23 protein-coding genes are annotated in these 20,835 nt (G+C 61.5%); 9 read left to right on the top strand and 14 right to left on the bottom strand.

Going from position 1 to position 20,835, the window contains the following annotated elements; translation table 11 throughout:
- Both P3T21_RS25125 and P3T21_RS25120 read right to left on the bottom strand, forming a co-directional pair.
- On the bottom strand, positions 1–193 hold a 193-nt coding region (locus P3T21_RS25125), incomplete at its 3' end, for a hypothetical protein (RefSeq protein WP_429258663.1).
- A 9-nt stretch (positions 194–202) separates the two neighbouring features.
- Positions 203–505, bottom strand: coding sequence for a hypothetical protein (locus P3T21_RS25120; protein ID WP_429258662.1), 303 nt, complete (start codon positions 503–505; stop codon positions 203–205).
- Between the two features lie 555 nt (positions 506–1,060).
- On the opposite strand from P3T21_RS25120, the gene P3T21_RS25115 reads away from it, so the two are divergent.
- The 3 genes from P3T21_RS25115 to P3T21_RS25105 all read left to right on the top strand — a co-directional run bounded on the left by P3T21_RS25115 (position 1,061) and on the right by P3T21_RS25105 (position 3,059).
- Entirely contained in the window at positions 1,061–1,264 is a 204-nt protein-coding gene (locus P3T21_RS25115) for a hypothetical protein (RefSeq protein ID WP_429258661.1), read from the top strand.
- 393 nt (positions 1,265–1,657) lie between these two features.
- On the top strand, positions 1,658–1,972 hold the full coding sequence (locus P3T21_RS25110) for a YdhR family protein (RefSeq protein ID WP_429258660.1): 315 nt from the start codon (positions 1,658–1,660) through the stop codon (positions 1,970–1,972).
- Between the two features lie 703 nt (positions 1,973–2,675).
- Positions 2,676–3,059: a nuclear transport factor 2 family protein gene (locus P3T21_RS25105; protein ID WP_429258659.1), complete on the top strand. Its 384-nt coding sequence runs from the start codon at positions 2,676–2,678 to the stop codon at positions 3,057–3,059.
- Between the two features lie 195 nt (positions 3,060–3,254).
- Here the strand turns inward: P3T21_RS25105 and P3T21_RS25100 are convergent, their stop codons facing one another.
- Positions 3,255–3,677 (bottom strand): SHOCT domain-containing protein, encoded by a 423-nt coding sequence (locus tag P3T21_RS25100; protein WP_429258658.1) that lies wholly within the window; start codon positions 3,675–3,677, stop codon positions 3,255–3,257.
- A gap of 121 nt (positions 3,678–3,798) precedes the next feature.
- On the opposite strand from P3T21_RS25100, the gene P3T21_RS25095 reads away from it, so the two are divergent.
- On the top strand, positions 3,799–4,161 hold the full coding sequence (locus P3T21_RS25095; protein WP_429258657.1) for a hypothetical protein: 363 nt from the start codon (positions 3,799–3,801) through the stop codon (positions 4,159–4,161).
- A 40-nt stretch (positions 4,162–4,201) separates the two neighbouring features.
- Here the strand turns inward: P3T21_RS25095 and P3T21_RS25090 are convergent, their stop codons facing one another.
- Both P3T21_RS25090 and P3T21_RS25085 read right to left on the bottom strand, forming a co-directional pair.
- A complete protein-coding gene (locus P3T21_RS25090; protein ID WP_429258656.1) occupies positions 4,202–4,612 on the bottom strand; it encodes a hypothetical protein in 411 nt (136 codons plus the stop codon).
- 178 nt (positions 4,613–4,790) lie between these two features.
- On the bottom strand, positions 4,791–4,955 hold the full coding sequence (locus P3T21_RS25085) for a hypothetical protein (protein WP_429258655.1): 165 nt from the start codon (positions 4,953–4,955) through the stop codon (positions 4,791–4,793).
- 190 nt (positions 4,956–5,145) lie between these two features.
- On the opposite strand from P3T21_RS25085, the gene P3T21_RS25080 reads away from it, so the two are divergent.
- On the top strand, positions 5,146–5,430 hold the full coding sequence (locus tag P3T21_RS25080; protein ID WP_429258654.1) for a DUF3303 domain-containing protein: 285 nt from the start codon (positions 5,146–5,148) through the stop codon (positions 5,428–5,430).
- Between the two features lie 230 nt (positions 5,431–5,660).
- Here the strand turns inward: P3T21_RS25080 and P3T21_RS25075 are convergent, their stop codons facing one another.
- The 8 genes from P3T21_RS25075 to P3T21_RS25040 are packed head-to-tail and all read right to left on the bottom strand — an operon-like array spanning position 5,661 to position 13,962.
- A complete protein-coding gene (locus P3T21_RS25075) occupies positions 5,661–6,320 on the bottom strand; it encodes a nucleotidyltransferase family protein (RefSeq protein WP_429258653.1) in 660 nt (219 codons plus the stop codon).
- On the bottom strand, positions 6,317–7,372 hold the full coding sequence (locus P3T21_RS25070) for an XdhC family protein (RefSeq protein ID WP_429258652.1): 1,056 nt from the start codon (positions 7,370–7,372) through the stop codon (positions 6,317–6,319). Before P3T21_RS25070 ends, P3T21_RS25075 begins: the two co-directional genes overlap by 4 nt.
- On the bottom strand, positions 7,369–8,571 hold the full coding sequence (locus P3T21_RS25065; RefSeq protein ID WP_429258651.1) for a vWA domain-containing protein: 1,203 nt from the start codon (positions 8,569–8,571) through the stop codon (positions 7,369–7,371). Before P3T21_RS25065 ends, P3T21_RS25070 begins: the two co-directional genes overlap by 4 nt.
- Positions 8,565–9,458 carry an AAA family ATPase gene (locus P3T21_RS25060; protein WP_429258650.1) on the bottom strand — a complete coding sequence of 298 codons (894 nt, stop codon included), beginning with the start codon at positions 9,456–9,458 and terminating at the stop codon, positions 8,565–8,567. Before P3T21_RS25060 ends, P3T21_RS25065 begins: the two co-directional genes overlap by 7 nt.
- A 14-nt stretch (positions 9,459–9,472) precedes the next feature.
- Positions 9,473–10,063 carry an SRPBCC family protein gene (locus P3T21_RS25055; RefSeq protein WP_429258649.1) on the bottom strand — a complete coding sequence of 197 codons (591 nt, stop codon included), beginning with the start codon at positions 10,061–10,063 and terminating at the stop codon, positions 9,473–9,475.
- A 58-nt stretch (positions 10,064–10,121) separates the two neighbouring features.
- The gene (locus P3T21_RS25050; protein WP_429258648.1) at positions 10,122–12,533 is read right to left on the bottom strand and encodes an aerobic carbon-monoxide dehydrogenase large subunit; all 2,412 of its coding nucleotides are present in this window, start codon (positions 12,531–12,533) and stop codon (positions 10,122–10,124) included.
- Between the two features lie 16 nt (positions 12,534–12,549).
- Positions 12,550–13,071, bottom strand: a complete 522-nt coding sequence (locus tag P3T21_RS25045; RefSeq protein ID WP_429258647.1) for a (2Fe-2S)-binding protein — start codon at positions 13,069–13,071, stop codon at positions 12,550–12,552.
- 24 nt (positions 13,072–13,095) lie between these two features.
- Positions 13,096–13,962 (bottom strand): FAD binding domain-containing protein, encoded by an 867-nt coding sequence (locus P3T21_RS25040; protein WP_429258646.1) that lies wholly within the window; start codon positions 13,960–13,962, stop codon positions 13,096–13,098.
- A 359-nt stretch (positions 13,963–14,321) separates the two neighbouring features.
- Between P3T21_RS25040 and P3T21_RS25035 the strand changes: the two genes are divergently transcribed.
- The 4 genes from P3T21_RS25035 (at position 14,322) to P3T21_RS25020 (ending at position 18,631) form a co-directional block, all read left to right on the top strand.
- Positions 14,322–15,128: a LytTR family transcriptional regulator DNA-binding domain-containing protein gene (locus P3T21_RS25035; RefSeq protein ID WP_429258645.1), complete on the top strand. Its 807-nt coding sequence runs from the start codon at positions 14,322–14,324 to the stop codon at positions 15,126–15,128.
- A gap of 527 nt (positions 15,129–15,655) precedes the next feature.
- Positions 15,656–16,648, top strand: a complete 993-nt coding sequence (locus tag P3T21_RS25030; protein WP_429258644.1) for a TRAP transporter substrate-binding protein — start codon at positions 15,656–15,658, stop codon at positions 16,646–16,648.
- Positions 16,649–16,791: 143 nt separating this feature from the next.
- Positions 16,792–17,271, top strand: coding sequence for a TRAP transporter small permease (locus P3T21_RS25025; RefSeq protein ID WP_429258643.1), 480 nt, complete (start codon positions 16,792–16,794; stop codon positions 17,269–17,271).
- Between the two features lie 7 nt (positions 17,272–17,278).
- Positions 17,279–18,631, top strand: coding sequence for a TRAP transporter large permease (locus tag P3T21_RS25020; RefSeq protein WP_429258642.1), 1,353 nt, complete (start codon positions 17,279–17,281; stop codon positions 18,629–18,631).
- 78 nt (positions 18,632–18,709) lie between these two features.
- On the opposite strand, the gene prpR is transcribed toward P3T21_RS25020, so the two are convergent.
- Positions 18,710–20,695 carry a propionate catabolism operon regulatory protein PrpR gene (gene prpR / locus P3T21_RS25015; protein ID WP_429258641.1) on the bottom strand — a complete coding sequence of 662 codons (1,986 nt, stop codon included), beginning with the start codon at positions 20,693–20,695 and terminating at the stop codon, positions 18,710–18,712.
- Positions 20,696–20,835 lie beyond the last annotated feature (140 nt).

Genomic DNA, 20,835 nt, shown 5'->3' with positions numbered 1-20,835 from the left:
CCATGACAGCGCAAGGCTTGTCATGAGCAACTGGAAAACCGCAACCGGCATCATGTAAAGAGGGCCGCTGCGTCATCTTTATGGCCGATGTACCTTGCGGATTCAACCCGTCGATGCAACACTCCCGCTGCTCACGCAGCTTCGATTGTGTTGCATCGACGGGTTGAATCCGCAGCGATGAAGAGACATTCAAGCTTGTCACTCAAATGAGTGCTCGCTGCCAGCTTTCGGTGAAGGTCGCTGTGTTGCTGCCGCACGCCTGCTCCAGCGACACCTGGCGCGGAATTGTCGGAAGTATCAGCGCGGACGCTGCGAATCCGATTGCCCCGACGCTGCCGAATGTCGTCCATGTTTCGAGCGATGTTCCGTTCAAGATGAGCCAACTACCAGTGTAGTAACCAGCGGTGCCACCCAGTGCCCCTGCGGCACTCAGCATCCCGAAGAACGTTCCCTGGCTTCCGTCGATAGCCAACGATGCTGTCATGGTTTCCAGTGCCGGGAGCATGATTGTTTCGATGACCGTATATCCGGCGATAAATAAAAGGAACCAGCCTAGCGTATCGCGCCCGTGAAGCAATGAAGGGCGGCGTCGCCTGAGGCGATGCTTTCCGAGTGATTGGTCATACTCGGCCCCTCGTCTGGCGGGCAGCGCTTAATCAGTTTGAATGTCCGCTTCGCGGAGAGCCGAGCGTCCCCGGTGGGTCGACTGCGTATGGCAGCAGGTCGGTTCCACTCGTTCAAACCGTGACCCAGGACCAGGCAGGCACGCGGTCACGGCGATCAATTGTTGTGATGGGACACGCTGGATGTCCTGCTCGGGCTGTCGGTAGCGCCGCGACGGTCGGCTGCGCCCTGTCGGCATAAATCCATCAACTACGCGGGCTATGGCAGCTGTGATCGATCGCGCACACAGACTGGATAAAGTCGTTCCCCTTGTTCTGTCGGGCCCGCCCGCGTGTCGCGCAGATCGCTGCAAGCTTTGGCACGGCCTATGCATCGATGGACGCACGTGTTGCAACGCCCATTCGACACGAAACCTCACATTGATCAGGAGCACGCCATGAACACACTCGCGATCACCGACCTTCCCGTCGCCGTCGAACTCGATCATCACGACATGGCCGCCGTGCATGGTGGCATGATGAAACTGCCGGGCCAGCACAATACCGGCAACTTGCTGATGTCGCCCGATGGCGAGCCCGTTTCCGTCTATGTTGACGGCCTGCTGATCAACTCCGTGACGAGCGGCTATGCACCGCGCTAGTTGGGACGCAGCTTCACACGCGCGACGGGTAGTATTGTCAAGTTGCTCGTCCGCCCCGACCCATCGCACCCGGCGCGCGTCGACCATCTGGCCGGGCGCGAGCGGTTGTCCGCGGGTTCCCTGCCGAGTACGCGCTTAGCCAGATCCCGCACAGCACCCTGCATGGCGATGCCGGTAGTGGTATTCACGAATGTGAGTCCCAGCGTGGAGTCGACAGTCGTGCCTTTTCGTTCAATGGGTTCCCAGCCATGAACTAGCCGCCGGCCTGCCGACCCCGGTGGTCGAGTAGAACCTCCAGGAACCCCGACCGACCCGGAACCCTGTCCAGGACACGCGTGCGTGAACGCCTGAGCTCGCAGAGAATCAGCGACCCGCTGACCCAAGGAGATGTCCATGATCACCGCCATCGTCCTCTATGACCTGCCGCCGGACGTAGGCCTCGAGAAGTGCCGCGCCCACTTCATGAAGATCGCCCCGGATTTCCTCAAGATTCCGGGCTTTCTGCGCAAACAGTTCATCTGTTCCGCCGACGGCAAGGTCGCAGGCGGCGTCTATATGTGGGAAAGCCAGGAGGCGGCCGAGCGCTTCTATTCCGGGGAATGGCTCGCCGGAATCCGCGCTCGCTACGGCACGGAGCCGAAAATCAGCTATTTCGAGACCGTCGCGCTGACCGACAAGGCGAGCGGCCAGGCGGGCGGGCTCGGCTGATCGGCAGCGGGAACGAGCCGCGCGGAGAGCAACCGGACTTCCGTTTGTTTTGGCACTGCGCCTTCCAGTGCGGCCAACAGGTGCGCCCCGCACGTCGCGAGCGGTGTAACAACGCCTGCGACACACGCCGAGCGCAGATGTCACAAACCGGCCAGCAGGCGTCGTTCGCCAACTGCGGCGCCGGGCGATCGACTGTCCGGTGGACATCAAAAAGCCGCTGGTCAGGTTGCGAAATCGCACTTCCGAAGAACAGGCGATCCGTCACCTACCCATTGCGCCTTGTACCCTCCAGGAACCCTTCGCTGCAGCCCAGTAGTTCATTTGCTAGACTTGACCCAAAAGCAGATCTGTTTCGGCTCGGTTTGACCCTGATGGCTGCGGCTGAGTTGCGAATCAACGCGGCTTGAATTGACGGCATCAACTTCCGCACATTCGACACCAATTTGACCTGAGAGAGAAGGCCGTCACGGCCACCGTTCTGCTCGCCTGGAAGACGACTCCGACCTGATCGCCAAAACTACGAAGTCGCGCCTGCGGATGAAGCGGCACTTCCACATTCCGTTAAGCAACGAAGACTCAGTGTAAGCAGTTCACGAATTCGTTAGCCACGAATTCGCGGTGAAGCGGTGGTTGACCGACTCGATTACGTTGACGTTTTTTCTGTTCATGGACCTGGCGCCTGAACGTTATCCGGAGGCACTCCATGCAGGAAGAAGGAATACGTGAAGCCCTGAATGCGCACTGGCAGGCGTCGGCGGCCGGCGATCTCGACACAGAACACGATATTTACGATGACGATGCCATCTGTGACTATCCCCAATCAGGTGAGCGAATCGTCGGGCGAATTAATTTGCAGACACTGCGGAGTCATCATCCAGGTAAGCCATCAGGTTTCGATGTCAGGCGAATTCAAGGGGAAGGTAATCTCTGGATAACGGAATACACCATCACCTATCAGGGGCGGGTGGCTTACACGGTAAGCATTATGGAGTTCCGCAACGGCAAGGTCGTTCACGAGACCCAGTATTTTTCGGATCCCTTTGAAGCACCAGGTTGGCGGAGTCGATGGGTTCAGAAGATCGCGTGACGTCGCGTTGCGGCGAGATAAGCATGTCGGTCATGCTGTGGCACACCGGTTGAATCCGCCGTCGACTCCGGACCCACAGGAACAAGTCGAGTCGCTTCTTACTGAGCAATCAACCGGGCGATGTGCCCGTCCCTGTGTGGGCGTTTCAGCCAAGTAGAAATCGTGCCCCGGTTGCGCTGCGCGATGACGGGACGCTCATAAACGGCTCAGCAACTCCGCCTTCCTGGCGGCGAACTCCTCGTCGCTGAGCATCCCCTTCGCGTGCAGTTGGGCGAGCTTCTCTATGGTGGCGAACACGTCCGCCTCGCGGGCGACCGACTGAGTGCGGACGGGCTCCTCCTGCACCGGCGACGACGCCGGCTGCGGAACCCCGCCGACCGAGACAACCGGCAGGCTGGCGACAGCAACCAAGCCGTGCTGGCTCGCCAATGTGAGGGACGCACCGCGGGACTGCTGCTGTGAGAAGCCGCTGATCTGGTGATCGAGCGTATCGTAAATCGTCACCTTGCCGTTCACTTCGATCGCCAGGCGCCGGGGCTGTGCGAAGTAGGCATAGCGGACGTCATTCTGCGCACCGGTGCCATCGCAGCAGCGAATTTCGAAGTATTCGCGAGCCACTAGATCGCGCCTGCGGACAGGGAGAAAGAGCTTCGCATCGCCTTCCAACGTCGACTCGCGGAGCGCGAGATTCTGGCGCAATATAAGGGTGCGGCAACCGTCGACGAAGACGGAGGCAGGCGTGGCAAACTCCACTAGGGTCGAGCTGTTTTGTCGATTATTCCTTGGTCTCTTTGTGGGCTTTTTTTGCATAACAGCCGCCCTTTTCGTGCGTTACATGTCGGCAAACCAGCTGCCGCAAGTAACCGTCGTGCAGTTGAAAAGCGCATCACAAGCCTTGTCGGGAAGCGCCCCGGCAGTCCCATTCTCATCCGCTTCCCAATACCGACCGACAAAGCCTTCGCTAGATACTGAGGAAAAGACACTCATTGCGTCGTCGGCCTCCACTATCGTCACGTTCATCGTGGCTGCGGTGACTAACTTCCTGAGCTGGCGGAAGGACAAGGCGAAGGCGACCAAAGAAATGCGGGACGCGTCCCGCTAGTTCCTCGAACTGGAGAGGTTGCGACTCGACCCGCGCGCGGTCAGCCGTGCGACCTGGTACGCATGCCGCCCACGCCGACCTTGCCACGCCCGACACGGCCGGTTTTGCTATGCGCCGAACTGCCAGGGCGCAGCTTCTTCCTGGAGACGGCCGTGAACGTCACATGATCTGCAGGGTAGTAAGTCGCCCTGTGCACCGCTGCGTGATAGGCCGGATGGACCGGGTTGAGGGCGAGCTTGACAGTTTTCACGCCGTAAAATTTTCCACTGCCCTTGTTGACGTCCCCCAGCGGAACCGACAGCGATTTGCCACACGGCGCAGGGGCGTTCCCGGACCCGATCTGGTCGAACCAGGCGTCCGCGCGCACGACCGCATACTTGACGCCGTTGACGGTGACATATGTCGCCTTCTCGCCGAGCTCGTAGTTGGGATCCTTGACTTCGATTGCCATCGATGGACACCTCCTCGGACGATACCGACACTCATAGTTTAGTGCCAGCGCCGCGATCGACGCCGTTCACCAATGTCGGTTCATCAAGGCGAGCCACGGGGTATGGCGTGGCGCCCACCGACGGCCGCACAAAACATCGCCGTTGAGCGTCTCACTTGTGCGGAGCAGGCCTGTGCGGTCACCGACGCGAGTTGAACAGCCGTATAAGGTCCTCGCGTAGCTCGGAGATGTCCAGTACATGCTGTGCGCGCGTCACGGCCACGTAAAGCAGGCGCATCTCGTCCTCGTCCAGCATCAGGCGCCCGTCAACAGTCTTGAAGCGAAAATCGTTGGCTACTTTCACCGGTTTCCATTGCAGCCCCTTGGCCGCTGCCTATCCTTCTTTAGAAGGCCGAGGTGGCGGCATTGAATCGCGGATAACGTAGGAAGAATCTGCGCCCGATGCAGGCTCCCACGCGCCGCATCCTGCGGCGCCTGTTGCGGTGACGGCTTGCCACTGGCCGGCATCGTCGTGAGTCAAGTGGAGGTCCCCAATGAAATTCATCGTGCAGTGGAAAGGGCTACCGACGGCACAGCAATCGGCGATCGAACGTTTCATGAAGACGGGTGGCGCGCTGCCGCCCGATGGGATCACGATGCTCGGCCGTTGGCACGCGATCGGCGAGTTGAGCGGGTGTGCGATCATCGAGGCAGACAGCACGGCCCCCATGGCGGCGTGGGTGCTGCAGTTTGGCGATATCTTTACGTTCACCATTTCGCCCGCTGTCACCGACGAGGAACTCGGGGCGGCGTTGGCGGCGTTTCAGGCGGGAAAGTAAGGCTGGCGGAACAGGGGCGTTCAGAATACCGATGCGCTTCTGTTTTAATGTTCCAGGCCCGCCGCCGCGAGGCATGATGGCTTTTCGGTGGAGACGAATATTCGACACGCCCTTGCGTGTGCGACATACCATGTCAGTCCGATCCGAAAGCACCTCGAAATACTCACAAACTCCTTATACCTCGATGATTCAGCTTTGCCGACTCCGGCATGGATTTGTACCGAATCACCCTAGCCACCCGCTACCGCAGTCGACAGGCCGAGGCGAGCCAGAACACGCGCATAATCCTCAGGCGTGTCCATATCGATCGTGAACCGATCGTGCGCGGCTTCATGAACAAACACCTCATCGGGATGCCCGGCAATCAGTTTCCGGCACCCAGGATTGACGTGTCCGCTGATAACCTCGGTCGCATAGCTTGCGGAAAAAGCCACCGGATTGCCGCGTTGCCCGTTGAAAAACGGAATCAGGATCGATCCGCGCGGCATCGCGGCGAACGCGTCGATCAATTCGCGGTAGTCTGCTGCATCGAGCAGCACCTGATCCGCGAGGCACACCATCACCACATTGCAGGGCGCACCGAGTGCGGCCACGCCGGCCGCGACCGACGTCATCTGCCCTTCTTCGTAGCGAGGATTGCTCTGGAACGTGACTCGCAAGCCATCCAGCGCCTCCATCACGGCACGTCCCTTAAAGCCCGTCACGACCACAATCTCCTCCGGGCCCGCCTCGGCAATCGCGCTCACCGTACACCTGACAGCCGGCTGCCCGTCGATCGGCAACAGCAACTTATGCTGACCCTGCATCCGGGACGACAGACCGGCAGCTAGCACGACTGCCGAGAATGTCGGCGCATGCCGTGGCTCGATCACTTTCCACGCGTCGCTCATGTCTTCTCCTTGTGCTCCGTGCCGCGCGCTATCGCGAGATATTTTTCGGGTTCGCGTTCGAATTCGATCTTGCAGCCGTCGCAGCAGAAGTAGATGCGCTGCCCGCCACGGTCGATCACATGTTTAGCCGAGGCGATATCGATCGACATTCCGCACACCGGGTTGAGATAGCGTGCCGGCGATAATTCGACCGACGCCATCGATTCGCACGGCGGCAAGACCGGCACCACTTCGGCTCCCGTGAGAAGCGACGCGGGCCCATCGGCCGCCGCCAGCTCGAGTTCGCGTCGCAGTGTCACCAGCCCCGCGACGGCGCCCAACGCAATCTCCTGCGGCGTGTGTGCGTGGATAGCGGGGCCTGCGGGCGCATGCAATGCCGCAAGGCGCGCGGGCGCAATCCCGCGCGCCAGCATCACCTCGCGCAACGCGTCCGCCTTGCGCCGGCTGGCGACCAGCAACACGGCCGCCGCGCCGCTGCGCAACGCCGCTTCTAGCGCGTCCTCGTCGCTGTCGCCCTGGGTCGCCACCAGAATCAGTTGCGGCGCAACCGTGTCGAAAGCCTCGGCGTCGAAGCCCTGGATCACCCGCTGTAAGCCAAGCGCGGCCAACGGGGCAGTCACGCTGGCCGCCGCGCAAACGCGCAACCCGACTCGCTGCGCCAGCACGCAGGCTTCCAGCGCGGTGGGCGTCGAACCCAGCACGAGCACCGATGGCGCGGGCACCGTCGGCTGGATGAAGAGCTCCATCGCGCCGTTACTCGCACATGGCATCGCGTGCGCCTCGACGTCGGCCTCCGGCTTCGTCTGTTCGTTGCTGATGCGAACGCGCTTCGGCAGACCCGAGCGAATCGCCTGCTGCGCGGCCTGGATCACGATCGTTCGCGAGCAGCCGCCGCCGATCCAGCCGTGCAACGCGCCATCCCGGTCGACGAGCGCCTGCGCGCCCACCCATGCGGACGTGGGCGGCGCCGCGCGAATCACGGTCACGACCGCAAACGGCTCGGCTTGCTCAATCAGCCGCTGCTCGAGTTGCAAAAGGGTATCGTCGTTCATTGCAGGGCGGACAACACTTGAGGCAGCACGCGCTCGAGACTCGCCAGATCGCGTGCGCCGGCCAGCAGATCGATATACGGCATCGCAGCCTGCATGCCGACGCTTGCCGGCGTGAAATCGGCGCGGGTCGCGAGCGGATTCAGCCAGACGAGACATCGGCAGCGGCCCCGGATCTTCGCGAGCGCCTGCTGCAGGCGCCCGGGTTCGCCGGCGTCGTAGCCGTCGCTGACGACCACGACGGCCGTGCGCGAATGAAGCAGCCGCGTCGCATGCTGCTGATTGAATTCGTCGAGACTGTCACCGATACGGGTGCCACCTGCCCACCCCGCCGACAGCAGTTGCAGGCGCTCCTGTGAGCGCCACGGATCGGGATCGCGCAACGCCTGTTCGACGCCCACCAGTCGCGTATGAAAGATGAAGCAATGCACGTCGGAAACCCGCGCGCTCAACACACGCGCGAGCCGCAGATAGAAAAAGCTATACAGGCTCATCGAGCGGCTCACGTCCAGCAGCAGCACGATGCGCGGACGCAGCCGGCGCTTCTGCCGCCATGCCAGATCGAGCGGCTGGCCGCCGCTCGACACGCTGCGCCGGATCGTCCACGCCATGTCGATGACACGGCCGGCGTTCGCACGGCGTTCACGGCGTACCTGAATACCCCGCAGGCGCCGGGCGAAACGGCGGATCGCCTCGTCGATCGAAGCGAGGTCGTCGGGCTGGTTGAGGTGACGGAAGTCCGCATGGGCGAGCGAGGCTTCGCGGGATGCCCCGTGTTCGGCGGCATGACCATTCGCCAACGCCGGTTCGCCATCGCCTGCGACCAGCGACAGCGGCATGCCCTCGCTGGCGTCACGTTGTCCACCCGCGTTGTTCCGCTCGATACGGCCCGCGCCGCCGGCACGCGTTTCGACCAGTTTGCGGCGATTCGGCCTCAGGAACCAGGCGTCGAACAGCGCGTCGAAGCGCCGCCATTCTTCCGCGCGCGAACACAACAATGCACGCAGGCTCCAGCGCAACAGCTCGCTGTCCAGTTGGCCCATGCGCTGCGCGACCTCCATCGAGGCGGCCACGTCGGCGCTGGTCACGCGAAAATCGTTCGCACGCAGCCATTCGGCAAAGCCGGTATAGCGGGCGGTCAAGATCGCTTCGAGGCTCGGTGGAGACGCGCGATCAGCGGCGCAACGAATACCGGTCAACATGCGGCCACCAGTTTTTCGACGACGGGCCGGGTCAAACCAGCCTGATCTTCACGCGTCTTGACGAGCGCCGATAGCGAATCCATGATCTGCTCGACGCCGTCCGTATCGATCGCGCTCACGCCCAGACGCAGTAGCGCAGCGACCCAGTCAAGCGTCTCGGCCAGACCGGGCTTCTTCTGCAGGTCCATCTGCCGCACCGACTGCACGAATTCGACAATCTGCCATGCCAGTTTCTCCGGCACGTCGGGCACCTGGGTGCGCACGATCAGCAACTCCTTCTCGAAGCCCGGATAGTCGACGTACTGATACAGACACCGGCGGCGCAACGCATCGGAAATCTCGCGGGTGCCGTTGGAGGTCAGAATCACAAAAGGCCGCTCGATGGCGCGTATCACGCCCAGTTCCGGAATCGACAGCTGAAAGTCGGAGAGCAGTTCCAGCAGATAGGCTTCGAACGCCTCGTCGGTACGGTCGATTTCGTCGATCAGCAAAACCGGCGCCGGCGTGGTCGTGATCGCTTCGAGCAATGGCCGCTTGAGCAGATAGCGCTCGGAGAAAATATCCTGTTCCTTGTCGGGAATAGACCGCTCGTCCTGCTCCAGCAATTTGATCGCCAGCAGCTGGTGCTGATAATTCCATTCATACAGCGCGGAATGCGCATCGAGACCTTCGTAGCATTGCAGCCGGATCAGACGCGTATCCAGCAGCCGCGCAAGCGCCTTGGCGACTTCCGTCTTGCCGACTCCAGCCTCGCCTTCCAGCAGCAGCGGGCGCCGCATCTCCATCGTCAGCAGCAACGTGGCAGCGAAGTTGCGTTCGGCGATGAAACCATGACGCTCCAGCTGCTGCTGCAGGCTAACGACGTCGTTCATGCGATCGGTCGCCATGGATGCCTCGACGCTCAGGCCGTCTTGCGGGAAAAAATGCCCCGCAGCCAGTCGCGCAACACGGCCCACGCCAACGCCAGACCATTCAGTTCGGAATGCGGCGCGGCGCTCGCAGGCGCTGTCGCGGAACCGGACGACGGCGCAGCCGTCTGCTGCGCCTGCAGGCGCGCCGCGAAGTTAGCCACAAACTGCTTGAGCATCTGGTCCGCGACCGGCCCCATCAACCGTCCGCCGAGCGCAGCCGCCTTGCCGCTCATCGTCGCCTCGCTCCTGCCGGTCAGCTCGCATGTCTCGCCGGTTGCCTGCACTGCGGCGACAAGATCCATCGATGCCGCCGAGCTACCCGTCAGATCCGTGCCCTTGCCGACCAGATGCAGGCTGCGCGCCGCGGCATCGAGATTCACCACCTCGATATCGCCCTTGAACGACATCGTCGCCGGCCCGAGCCGCACGGTAATCGTCCCCTTGTAATGCGTCGCGTCGATGCGTTCGGTGATCTTCGCACCCGGCATGCATCCGGCCACCGTCTCGATGTCCTGCAGAAGCTGCCACGCACTATCCGCCGTGGCAGCGAGGGGAAACACCTTTTCAAGTACGACTTTCATCGAATCACCCCTGGCGTATGCGGCTTGATGAGCCCGAGCTGTGTTCAACGACACACCGCTATGGCCTCGTCAATCCAAGCGCGCGGCATTGCTGCCACACGCGATACGCGTTATGCGGCATGTTCATGTGCGTCACGCCCAGATGCGCGAACGCATCGACCATAGCCGACGTGAAACATGGAATCGAGCCGACGTGCGGCGATTCCGCCACGCCCTTCGCGCCGATCGGATGATGCGGCGACGGCGTCACTGTGAAATCGGTCTCCCAATGAGGTGTTTCCGCCGAGGTCGGCACGAAGTAATCGAGCAGCGTCGCGCCCAGCAGATTGCCGGCTTCGTCGTAGGGCATTTCCTGCCCCATCGCCACAGCGAAGCCTTCCGTCAGGCCGCCGTGGATCTGCCCTTCGATGATCATCGGATTGATCCGCGTGCCGCAATCGTCAAGCGCATAAAAGCGGCGCACGCGCGTTTCGCCGGTATAGCGATTCACTTCGAGCACGCAGACGTAGGCGCCGAACGGGAAGGTGAAGTTGGGCGGATCGTAGTAGTCGACCGCTTCCAGCCCCATCTCCATGCCTTCGGGCACGTTGTTGTACGCGGCCCAGGCAACTTCCTTGATGGTTTTGAACTGCTCGGGGGAGCCCTTCAGCACGAAACGGTCGAGATCGAACTCAACGTCGTTGGGGCTGGCCTCGAGCAGATGAGCGGCGATCTGCCGGGCCTTCTCGCGAATCTTGCGCGACGCGCGCGCGACCGCCGCGCCCGCCACCGGCGTGGAACGCGAGCCATAGGTGCCGAGTCCGTACGGCGCCGTGGACGTGTCGCCCTCTTCGACCGTTATCTTCGAAGCAGGAATACCCGCCTCCGAAGCGATGATCTGCGCGTACGTGGTCTGGTGCCCCTGCCCCTGTGTGATCGTGCCCATCCGGGCGACCGCCGAACCGTCCGGATGCACGCGGATCTCGCACGAATCGAACATGCCGATGCCCAGGATGTCGCACATCTTCGACGGCCCTGCGCCGACAATTTCCGTGAAATTCACCACGCCAATGCCCATCAGCCACTCGGCGTCCGGGTCCGCTCGCCGCGCGGCCTGTTCGGCGCGCAGCGCCGGATAATCGACCGCGGCAAGCACCTTCTTCAAGGCGGGCTCGTAATCGCCCGAATCGTATTCGAGGCCTAGCGGGGTCGTGTACGGAAACTGATCCTTGCGGATGAAATTGCGCAGGCGGATTTCGGCCTTGTCGATGTCGAGCTTTTGCGCCAGCACGTCGACCATCCGCTCGATCAGATAAACCGCTTCCGTCACCCTGAACGAGCAACGATACGCGACTCCGCCGGGAAACTTGTTGGTGTACACGCCGTCGACCGATACGAACGCATTCGGTATCGCATAGGAGCCGGTGCAGACGTGGAACATGCCCGCGGGCCATCGGGTCGGATCGGCGCACGCATCGAACGCGCCGTGATCGGCGGTCACGTGCACGCGTAGCGCCTTGATGCGGCCATCGCGATCCGCCGCCAGTTCGCCCGTCATGTGATAGTCGCGTGCAAAGGCCGTGGAGCTCAGATTCTCCGCACGCGATTCGATCCACTTGACGGGTCGCCCCAGTACGATCGAAGCAACAATCGCCGTGACATAGCCGGGATAGACACCGACCTTGTTGCCGAAGCCGCCACCGATGTCCGGCGAAATGATGCGGATTTTCGACTCAGGAATCGCCGACAGCAAACCAACCACCGTACGCACGACATGCGGCGCCTGCGACGTGATATAGACCGTCAGATCGCCACGCGCCTTGTCGAACGACGCGACGCAGCCGCAGGTCTCGAGCGGACACGGATGCACACGCGGATACAGAATGTCCTGCACGACCGTGACGTCGGCGTTGTCGAAGACGCGATCGGTCTTGTCCTTGTCGCCGATGTTCCACGTAAAGATGTGATTGGGATGTTTGCGCGCACCGTGCGCGCCTGCCTGTTTGTCGCGAATGTCTTCGCGGATCACGGGCGCATCCGGTGCCAGCGCCGCGATCGGATCGATCACCGCCGGTAGCTCCTCGTACTCGACTTCCACGAGTTCCGCGGCGTCGGCGGCCACATAGCGGTCGTCGGCGACGACGAACGCGACCTCCTGATTCTGGAAGCAGACCTTTTCATCGGCGAGCACCGCCTGCACGTCGCCGGCGAGCGTCGGCATCCAGTGCAGCTTGAGCGGTTTCAGATCATCGGCGGTCAGCACCGCGTGCACGCCAGGATGCGCAAGCGCGCGCGATTTGTCGATCTTCTTCACGCGGGCGTGCGCATAGGGGCTGCGCACCATCACGCCGAACAGCATGCCCGGCATCTTGATGTCGTCAACGTAGGTGCCCTTGCCCTGGATGAAGCGCGGGTCTTCGCGGCGTTTGCGCGAGCACCCCATGCCCTCCAGCGCGGCGAGACGATCGAGACTGGTGTCGAGATTTCCCATCACGTTTCTCCGGTCGTCAGTGCGCATCCGCTGCCATCAGCGGATGCGACGTTTCCACGGCTTCACCGCGCAGCTTGCGCGCCGCGTATTGCACCGCCTTCACGATGTTCTGGTAACCGGTACATCGACACAGATTGCCCGCCATCCAGTAGCGGATTTCCTCCTCGTCCGGATCCGGATTTTCCTGCAGCAGACGCCAGGCACGCATCAGCATGCCGGGCGTACAGAAGCCGCATTGCAAGCCATGCTCCTGCATGAAACCCTCCTGCAGCGCATGCAGTTCACCTCCTTGCGCGAGCCCTTCGACGGTCATGACTTCCACGCCTTCGGCCTGTACCGTCAACATCGTGCAGGACTTGACCGACATGCCGTCGAAATCGACCGTGCACGCGCCGCAGTGGGACGTCTCGCAGCCGATATGAGGCCCGGTGTGCAGGCACTTTTCGCGCAGCGTATGAATCAGCAGCTCGCGCGGCTCGACCACCACATCCGTTTCCTTGCCGTTCAGCATGAACGACACCATGATCTTCTTGCTCATGTCGTGTTCTCCGGGAATCCGCCTTCAGTGTGCTGCCCGCGAATACGCGGTCATCAACGCCCGTCGTGTCATTTCGCCCGCCATCGCCGTCTTGTATTCCACGTCACCGCGCAGATCGGCCACCGGATCGCATACCGTCATCGCAAGACGCGCGGCTTCGGTAATCGCCGCCTCATCGAACGGCTTGCCGCGTAGCGATTGCTCGGCGTCGGTTGCGCGCACAGCGGTTTGCGCGACGTTCGTCAACGCAATGCGGACGTCGCCGACGGTCCCGCCGCTCATGCGCAACGTCACGGCCGCAGCAGCCGTCGCGAAGTCGCCGGTTTTGCGCTTCAGTTTCGCGTAGCAGGCGCCGGTGCCCGCTTCCGGCATCGGAATGCGAATCTCGGTCATGATCTCGCCGGGTTCGAGGCGCGTCATATAGGTGTCGAGAAAGAAGCCGTCAGCCGGCACAACGCGTTCGCCGTGATCGCTCAACAGGACAAACGTGGCGTCGAGCGCGATCATCAGCGCGGGATGATCGTTACCCGGATCGCCATGCGAGATGTCGCCACCTAAAGTGCCGCGGTAGCGCACCTGCGGATCCGAAATCTGCTGGGCGCCCTCGACAATCAGCGGACACCGGATTTGCAGCAACACCGACCGGATCAGTTCGTTCTCGGTTGTCATGGCTCCGATGCGGATCTCGTTGCCGACCTCACGGATGCCCTTGAGCTCCGTCAGCTTGCCCAGATCGATCAGATGGTCCGGTGCGGCAAAACGCAGCTTCATCATCGGCAACAGACTGTGGCCGCCGGCCAGGAGCTTCGCCGTATCGCCATGTTGATTGAGCAATGCGATGGCTTCGGGCAAGGTGCGGGGAACGTGATATTCGAATGGACGGGGGATCACATGGGCCTCCTTCATTGTCATCCGACCGCGAGCGGGAACGTCATCGGTTTGTGGTTCAGCATTTCACAATGCAACGCAGCAATTCAATGCGATTTCCCGAACGGTGGCGCACGAGCGCAAACTAGCGGAAAACGGACATGAAAGTGGTACGGCGTCGAATAACCTGTTGATGGAGAACCCGCCGGCTGTCGCTGGAATGAGGACATTTCACGACGCAGCGCAGCATTCTCAGGTTTGTTCCCGAACGGCGGGTTTGCGCGCGTGAACCGCCCGAAAGCTTGCGCGAAATCTGGAAACGACATACAACGGAGACAAATCGCCTGAGAGCGTGGACCGCCCATCAGAGCAGGAGACCCGGCATGAAACCGCTTGAGCACGCCACGCCGTTGGCGGCGGCACCCCTTCGTCATGAGACGTTCCAGCACAAGCTGGAGCAGTTCAATCCGGGGATGGTCTGGCTCGACGCACAAGGTCGTGTGACCGCGTTCAACGACGTCGCCCTGCAGATACTCGGGCCAGCTGGCGAACAGTCGCTTGGCGTCACGCAGGACAAACTGTTCGGCATCGACGTCGTGCAGTTACACCCGGAAAAGAGCCGCGACAAGCTGCGCTTTCTGCTGCAATCGCGGGATGTCGATGGCTGCCCGGTCAAGTCGCCGCCACCGGTTGCGATGATGATTAACATTCCCGACCGGATCCTGATGATCAAGGTCTCCAAAATGTCCGGGACCAACGGTGTTTGCGGAACCTGCATGATCTTCTACGATGTGACTGACCTCACCACCGAGCCCTCCGGAAAACAATCGGGCGGGCATGTCGCGCAACCGCGCCGCCTCTTCAAGATTCCGGTTTACCGGAAGAACCGCGTGATCCTGATCGACCTCAAGGACATCGTGCGCTTCCAGGGCGACGGTCACTACACGACGATCGTCACGAAGGACGACCGCTACCTGTCCAATCTTTCACTAGCCGACCTCGAATTGCGGCTCGATAACAGTACCTATCTGCGGGTGCATCGCAGCCATATCGTGAGCCTTCCTTACGCGGTCGAACTGATCAAGTCGGACGAGAGCGTCAATCTTGTGATGGACGACGCGGAGCAGACCCAGGTGCCGGTCAGCCGGTCGAGAACCGCGCAGCTGAAGGAATTGCTTGGGGTGGTTTAAGGTCACCGGAGCCCGTGTTCAGGTGACTGTCCCCGGCTCCGGCCCTGGGGATGGAACGCGCTAGTTACCTTATATTCATCAGTCATCGTATAACCAGATCTCGCAAACCGGGACTCACGTTTCGCCATCTACGCCTCCAAACCCACGGCGGATATCGCACTTCTCCCCACCTGTTTTCGCCAGCGTAATTCAGGCGGTGTGACGCGAACCGCCCGCCATACGGCCTTCCCGCGACCTACGGGTAACTACCCGGTGTACATCCTGCATCTCAAATAGATAGACTCTCGCAGTCATAGGACAACATACAAAGCCGAAAGGCCAACTTTCTTTCAGCTTTCGTCCACCAGCGTTGAGATCGCTGAATGGCCGGGGATCACGCCATCTCAGCGCCACGCGTTCCACGCCCGGCGGCCGACAGCATGATCCAGAAAACGACGGCGGAAACATTCTAAAGCCGGGATACGGGCCCAAACCGTATCGCAGCATTCGCAGTCGATTGATGGTTTATTTTCAAAGGAAATGTCGCGATGAAAAACAATTTTGCCCTTTCCCGTGTCTCGATGATTGTTGCAGCGTCGGTGCTCGCGTTGAGCACCGGAGCAGCACAGGCGCGCGTCTTCCGCGTGGCCGATGTGCATAGCGACACCTATCCGACCAACATGGCCGTGAAGTTCATGGGCGAACAGATCGCCAAGGCAACGGACGGCAAGGACTCGGTGAAGGTCTTCGGCAACAGCTCGCTCGGTTCGGAAAACGACACGATCGATCAGGTTCGCATCGGCGCGCTCGACATGACCCGCGCCAACGGTGCGGCGTTCAACGAGATCGTTCCCGAGTCGATGATTCCCTCGCTGCCGTTCCTGTTCCGCGACGTCGATCATTTCCGCAAGGTGATGTACGGCCCGGAAGGACAGAAGATCCTCGACGCCTTCAAGGCGAAGGGCATGATCGCGCTGACCTTCTATGAAAGCGGCGCCCGTTCGATCTACACCAAGAAAGCCATCCACTCGCCTGCCGACATGAAGGGCCTCAAGGTGCGCGTTCAGCCGTCCGATCTGATGGTCGACGAAATCCGCGCGATGGGCGGAACGCCGACGCCGATGCCGTTCGCTGAGGTTTATACGGGGTTGAAGACGGGTCTGGTCGATGCGGCCGAAAACAACCTCCCGTCGTACGACGAGACCAAGCACTTCGAAGTCGCGCCGGTATATTCCGAAACCCAGCATGCGATGACGCCGGAAGTGCTGGTGTTCTCCAAGAAGGTGTGGGACACGCTGACGCCGCAGGAGCAGGACATCATCAAGAAGGCTGCGGCTGACTCGGTGCCCTACTACCAGAAGCTGTGGACGGCGCGCGAAAACGACGCTGCCAAAACGGTCACCAAGGGCGGCGCGACGATCGTTGCGTCGACGCAGATCGATCGCGCTGCTTTCGTCAAGGCGATGCAACCGGTCTGGACCAAGTATGAGAGAACGCCGCAGATGAAGCAGATCGTCGACGAAATCCAGGCGGTCAAATAAGTGTTGCGAAGCTGGTGATGGCGGAAAGCCTGCATGGAAATCTGCAGGCTTTCCGCCCTGGGCATTTTCCCCGCGAACCGGCATCGGCAGGCGGGGACGCTTGAGTGAGCAGGATAAGTCCGCTGTATGGAAGGATGGGATAGATGACCTTCATGAAACGCCCGAATGATTTTCTTTTCCGTGTGCTGGTTGTCGTGGCGTCGATCAGCCTCGCCGCCTTGACCGTGCTGGTTTTTTACAGCGTGGTGATGCGCTATGTCTTTAACGACGCACCCGATTACGTCGAGCCGATTGCGCTTTTGCTGGTGATCGTTATCGCGATGTTTGGAGCCGCCCTCAAGGTCCGCGAGAGTGGGCATATCGGGCTTGATTCGCTGGTCAAGAAATTGTCGCCTAAAGGTCAGGTAGCGGCCGAGGCGTTCCAGCATCTTTGCCTGATTGCCTTGTCCGTTGCGATTTTCTTCGGCTGCCTGCAAATGGCGGAGACGACGATGGAAGACCGGATTCCGATCCTGGGCCTGCCGGAAGCGATCCGTTACTTCATTCCGGTCGCTGCCAGCGCCTGCATCATTCTTTTTTCGATCGAACACCTCGTCAAGCTGTTCGCACCGAAGCACAAATAGAGCAATCATGGAACTTGCCATCCTCTTTGTTAGTTTCGTCGTATTCCTCGTCTTCGGGGTTCCTGTTTCGTTCGCGCTGGGACTGTCGTGTGTCCTGACCTATCTGTATGAAGGCCTGCCGGCGGCGACGGCCATGCAGTCGATGATCTCGGGAATGAACGCGTTTTCTTTCCTCGCGATCCCGTTCTTCATCTTCTCCGGCGAGTTGATGCTGCACGGCGGTATCGCCGACCGCATCCTGCGTTTCGCCCAGGCCGCGGTGGGTCACTTCCGCGGTGGGCTGGGGATGGCCAACGTCGTTGCGTGTACGTTGTTCGGTGGTGTGTCCGGTTCGCCCACTGCCGATACTTCGGCAATGGGCGGCGTCGTCATTCCCCTGATGAAGCGGGAAGGTTATAGCGCGGCGTATGCGGTCAACGTCACCACCCATTCGTCGCTGGCCGGTGCGCTGATGCCGACGTCCACGAACATGATCATCTATGCGTTCGCCGCACAGGGGCTCACGGGGACGTTGAACGGACAACATCTGAGCGGCGTCTCGATTGGCGATCTGCTGTTTTCCGGCCTGCTGCCGGTGCTGTGGGTGATGGGTTTTGTGCTGATCGCCGCCTACTGGCAAGCGGTTCGCTTCGGTTTCCCGCGCCGCCCTGACGGCTCGACCGAACTGCAGAAGTTCCCCGGCTGGTTCGCGGTAGGCAGAACGTTCCTCGGCGCAGTGCCCGGCCTGATGGTGATCGCGATCATCCTCTTCTGCGTGGCGAAAGGCATTGCGACGGCGACGGAGGCAGCGGCAATCGCGGTTGCCTATTCGCTGGTGCTGACCCTTCTCGTGTATCGCACGATGACGATGAAGAAGCTCTTCGTGGCGCTTTCCCGGGCGACCAAGACCACGGGGGTGGTGCTGCTCCTGATCGCTGTTTCGAATATGCTTCGGTACCAGATGGCTTATCTGGAGATTCCCGATGCAATCGAGCATCTGCTTGAAAATGCGACGGCCTACCCATGGTTGATGCTGCTTTACATCAACATCATCCAGGTCTTCCTCGGCACCTTCGTCGATATGGCCGCCCACATCCTGATCACCACGCCACTGTTCCTGCCGATGGCAATGCACAGCGGCGTGGGCCCGGTGCAGTTCGGCATCATGATTCTGCTCAACTGCGCATTGGGCCTGGTTCACCCGCCGATCGGTTCCGTTCAGTTCATCGGTTGCGCGATCGGTAATGTTTCAATCGGCGAAACGACGAAAATCGCCTGGCCTTATTACCTGGCCATCTTCAGCGCGATCAACATCGTCACCTACATGCCGTTCTTTTCGACGTGGTTGCCGAGCCTGATCAACGGGCATCCAGTTTATTGACCTTTGACGTCGGCCTTAAAGCAGACAGCCCCGCGCATGCGGGGCTGTTTCGTTTGGCGCGGAGGCTGGACCAGTTCCTCAACCCGACGCATTAAGCCTGCGCCACAGCGTGGTCTTGCTGATGCCGAGCGATTCACAGACCGCGTCGCGATCGCCGTTGCACGCTTCGAGTGCCGCGCGGATCTCATCGGCCTCGACACGTCGGCTGCGCTGTCGCAACGTTAACGCCGCGACGGAGCGCTCGTTGTCGTCGAATACTTCCGGCGCGATCGAGCGTAGTACGTCAGGCGTCAATGCACTCCCGGCACCCCCGGCACCGTCAGCGCCCTCGCGCTCCGCGTGCCCTCCCACATCGGCCAGTTCGACCGCAATGCGCTCGATGACGTTCTGCAATTCCCGCACGTTGCCCGGCCACGCGTGACGACGTAGTGGCTCGCTCACATCAAGTAGCAGTTGCGCCGCCTGCCCCGCATCATGAATGCGCGCGGCAAGACGCGGCTCGCGGCGCGCCGCCTGATACAGCAATCCGGCCGCAAGCGGCAGGATGTCCGGTTGCCGCTCACGCAGCGGCGGCAGCGCGATATTGAGGATGTTGAGCCGGTAGTACAGGTCAGCGCGAAACTCACCGGTCTCCACCGCCGCTGTCAACGCCCGATGCGTCGCCGCGATAACCCGTACGTCGATGCGGATCGGTTCGGTCGAGCCAAGCCGCACCACTTCACGCTCCTGCAGCACGCGCAAAAGCCGGCTTTGCAGCGGGAGCGGCATCTCGCCGATTTCATCGAGGAACAACGTGCCGCGATGCGCTGCCTCGATGAGTCCGGCTTTACCGCCGCGCCGCGCACCCGTGAATGCGCCTTCTTCGTAGCCGAACAGTTCGCTCTCCAGCAACGCTTCGGGAAACGCGCCGCAATTGATCGCGACGAACGGAAAGTCTCGCCGGGCGCCCAGTTGATGAACGCCCTGCGCGACCATCTCCTTGCCCGTGCCGCTCTCGCCGCGTATCAGCACGGTGGCGTCCGATGTCGCATAGCGACGCGCGAGTTGCCGCACCCGCTCGATCGCCGGGCATGCGCCTACCAGATCGTCGATCCGGTATCGGGCGGCAAACTGCTGCGTGCGCAGCCGCGAGCGCAGCGTACGATCCAGCCGCTCGACCGCACGGGACTCCTGGAACGTCAGAACGGATCCGGTGCCGTCGCTCGAACCGATCAACGGCCCGCGATGTACGACATAACCGACGCCCCGGACGGTTTCGAGCGTTTCGCCGTCGCCATCCGGAATCGCGCGCGCGATATCGGGTGCAAGTTCGGCCAGCGGTCGCCCCACTGCGCGCGACGCATCAATACCCAGCACCTGGGCAAGACGCTGATTGATCGCCTCCACCCGGCCTCGCGCATCGAGCGCAACGACACCATCGCGCAGATGTTGCAGCACGTTGTCGAGTCGCTGGCGGCGCAGCATTTCATTCGAAGTGGCCTTCGCGACTTCGAGCGCCGTATCGAACGCCACCCGCACCGACGCGCGCGAATACAGAAACACGGTGCTCATGCCCGCGCGTGTCGCGAGATCAGTGACAAGGCCCGGTCCCACGACCGTGCCGACGCCGCGGTCGCGCAGATCAAGCACGCAGGTTTCGGCGTCCTGCGCTGACTGATATGACGCGAACACCACGTCGATTCCGTAAGCGGCAACGAAGTGGCGCACTTCCGCAGGCGTTTCGCCGTGCGTGACGAGTGCCACCTGCGAGGCATCGCGACGCGCCCGTGCGAGCGCATGCATCACGTCGAAACCAGTCGGGCTGACGAGCACGACCGGCACCTGGATCCGCGCCTTGAGATAGGTGCCGTTAGACCCGGCCGCGACGACGATATCCGGGCGATCGACGCCAGCCGCGTCGATCTCATGGACGGCGTCCTCGTAGCCCCGCGAGATGAGTCGCAGGTCGGCGCGGTCGTCGTACTCGCCCGCGATGTCGCGGAACAGGTCGCGCAGGCGGCTGATGCCGATTGCCCAGATCTGCGGGCGGCGGAGGGATTCGGAAGGACGATTCGTGGGGGGCATTCAGCTGGGCTCAGGACGTAGACATCGAAGGCGAAGTTATTATGAACCCATGGTTTCAATCATGAAATAGCGAATTTCACTTATGAAACAAACCCGTCTGGTCGCGCACTCGTGTTTCTTAATGAAATCATGGAGTTAAG

The sequence above is a fragment of the Paraburkholderia sp. GAS334 genome, from assembly GCF_050436625.1.
Taxonomy (GTDB): Bacteria; Pseudomonadota; Gammaproteobacteria; order Burkholderiales; family Burkholderiaceae; genus Paraburkholderia.
Note: the sequence above shows the minus strand (reverse complement) of the source record. Positions and strands in the feature narration are given on the sequence as shown.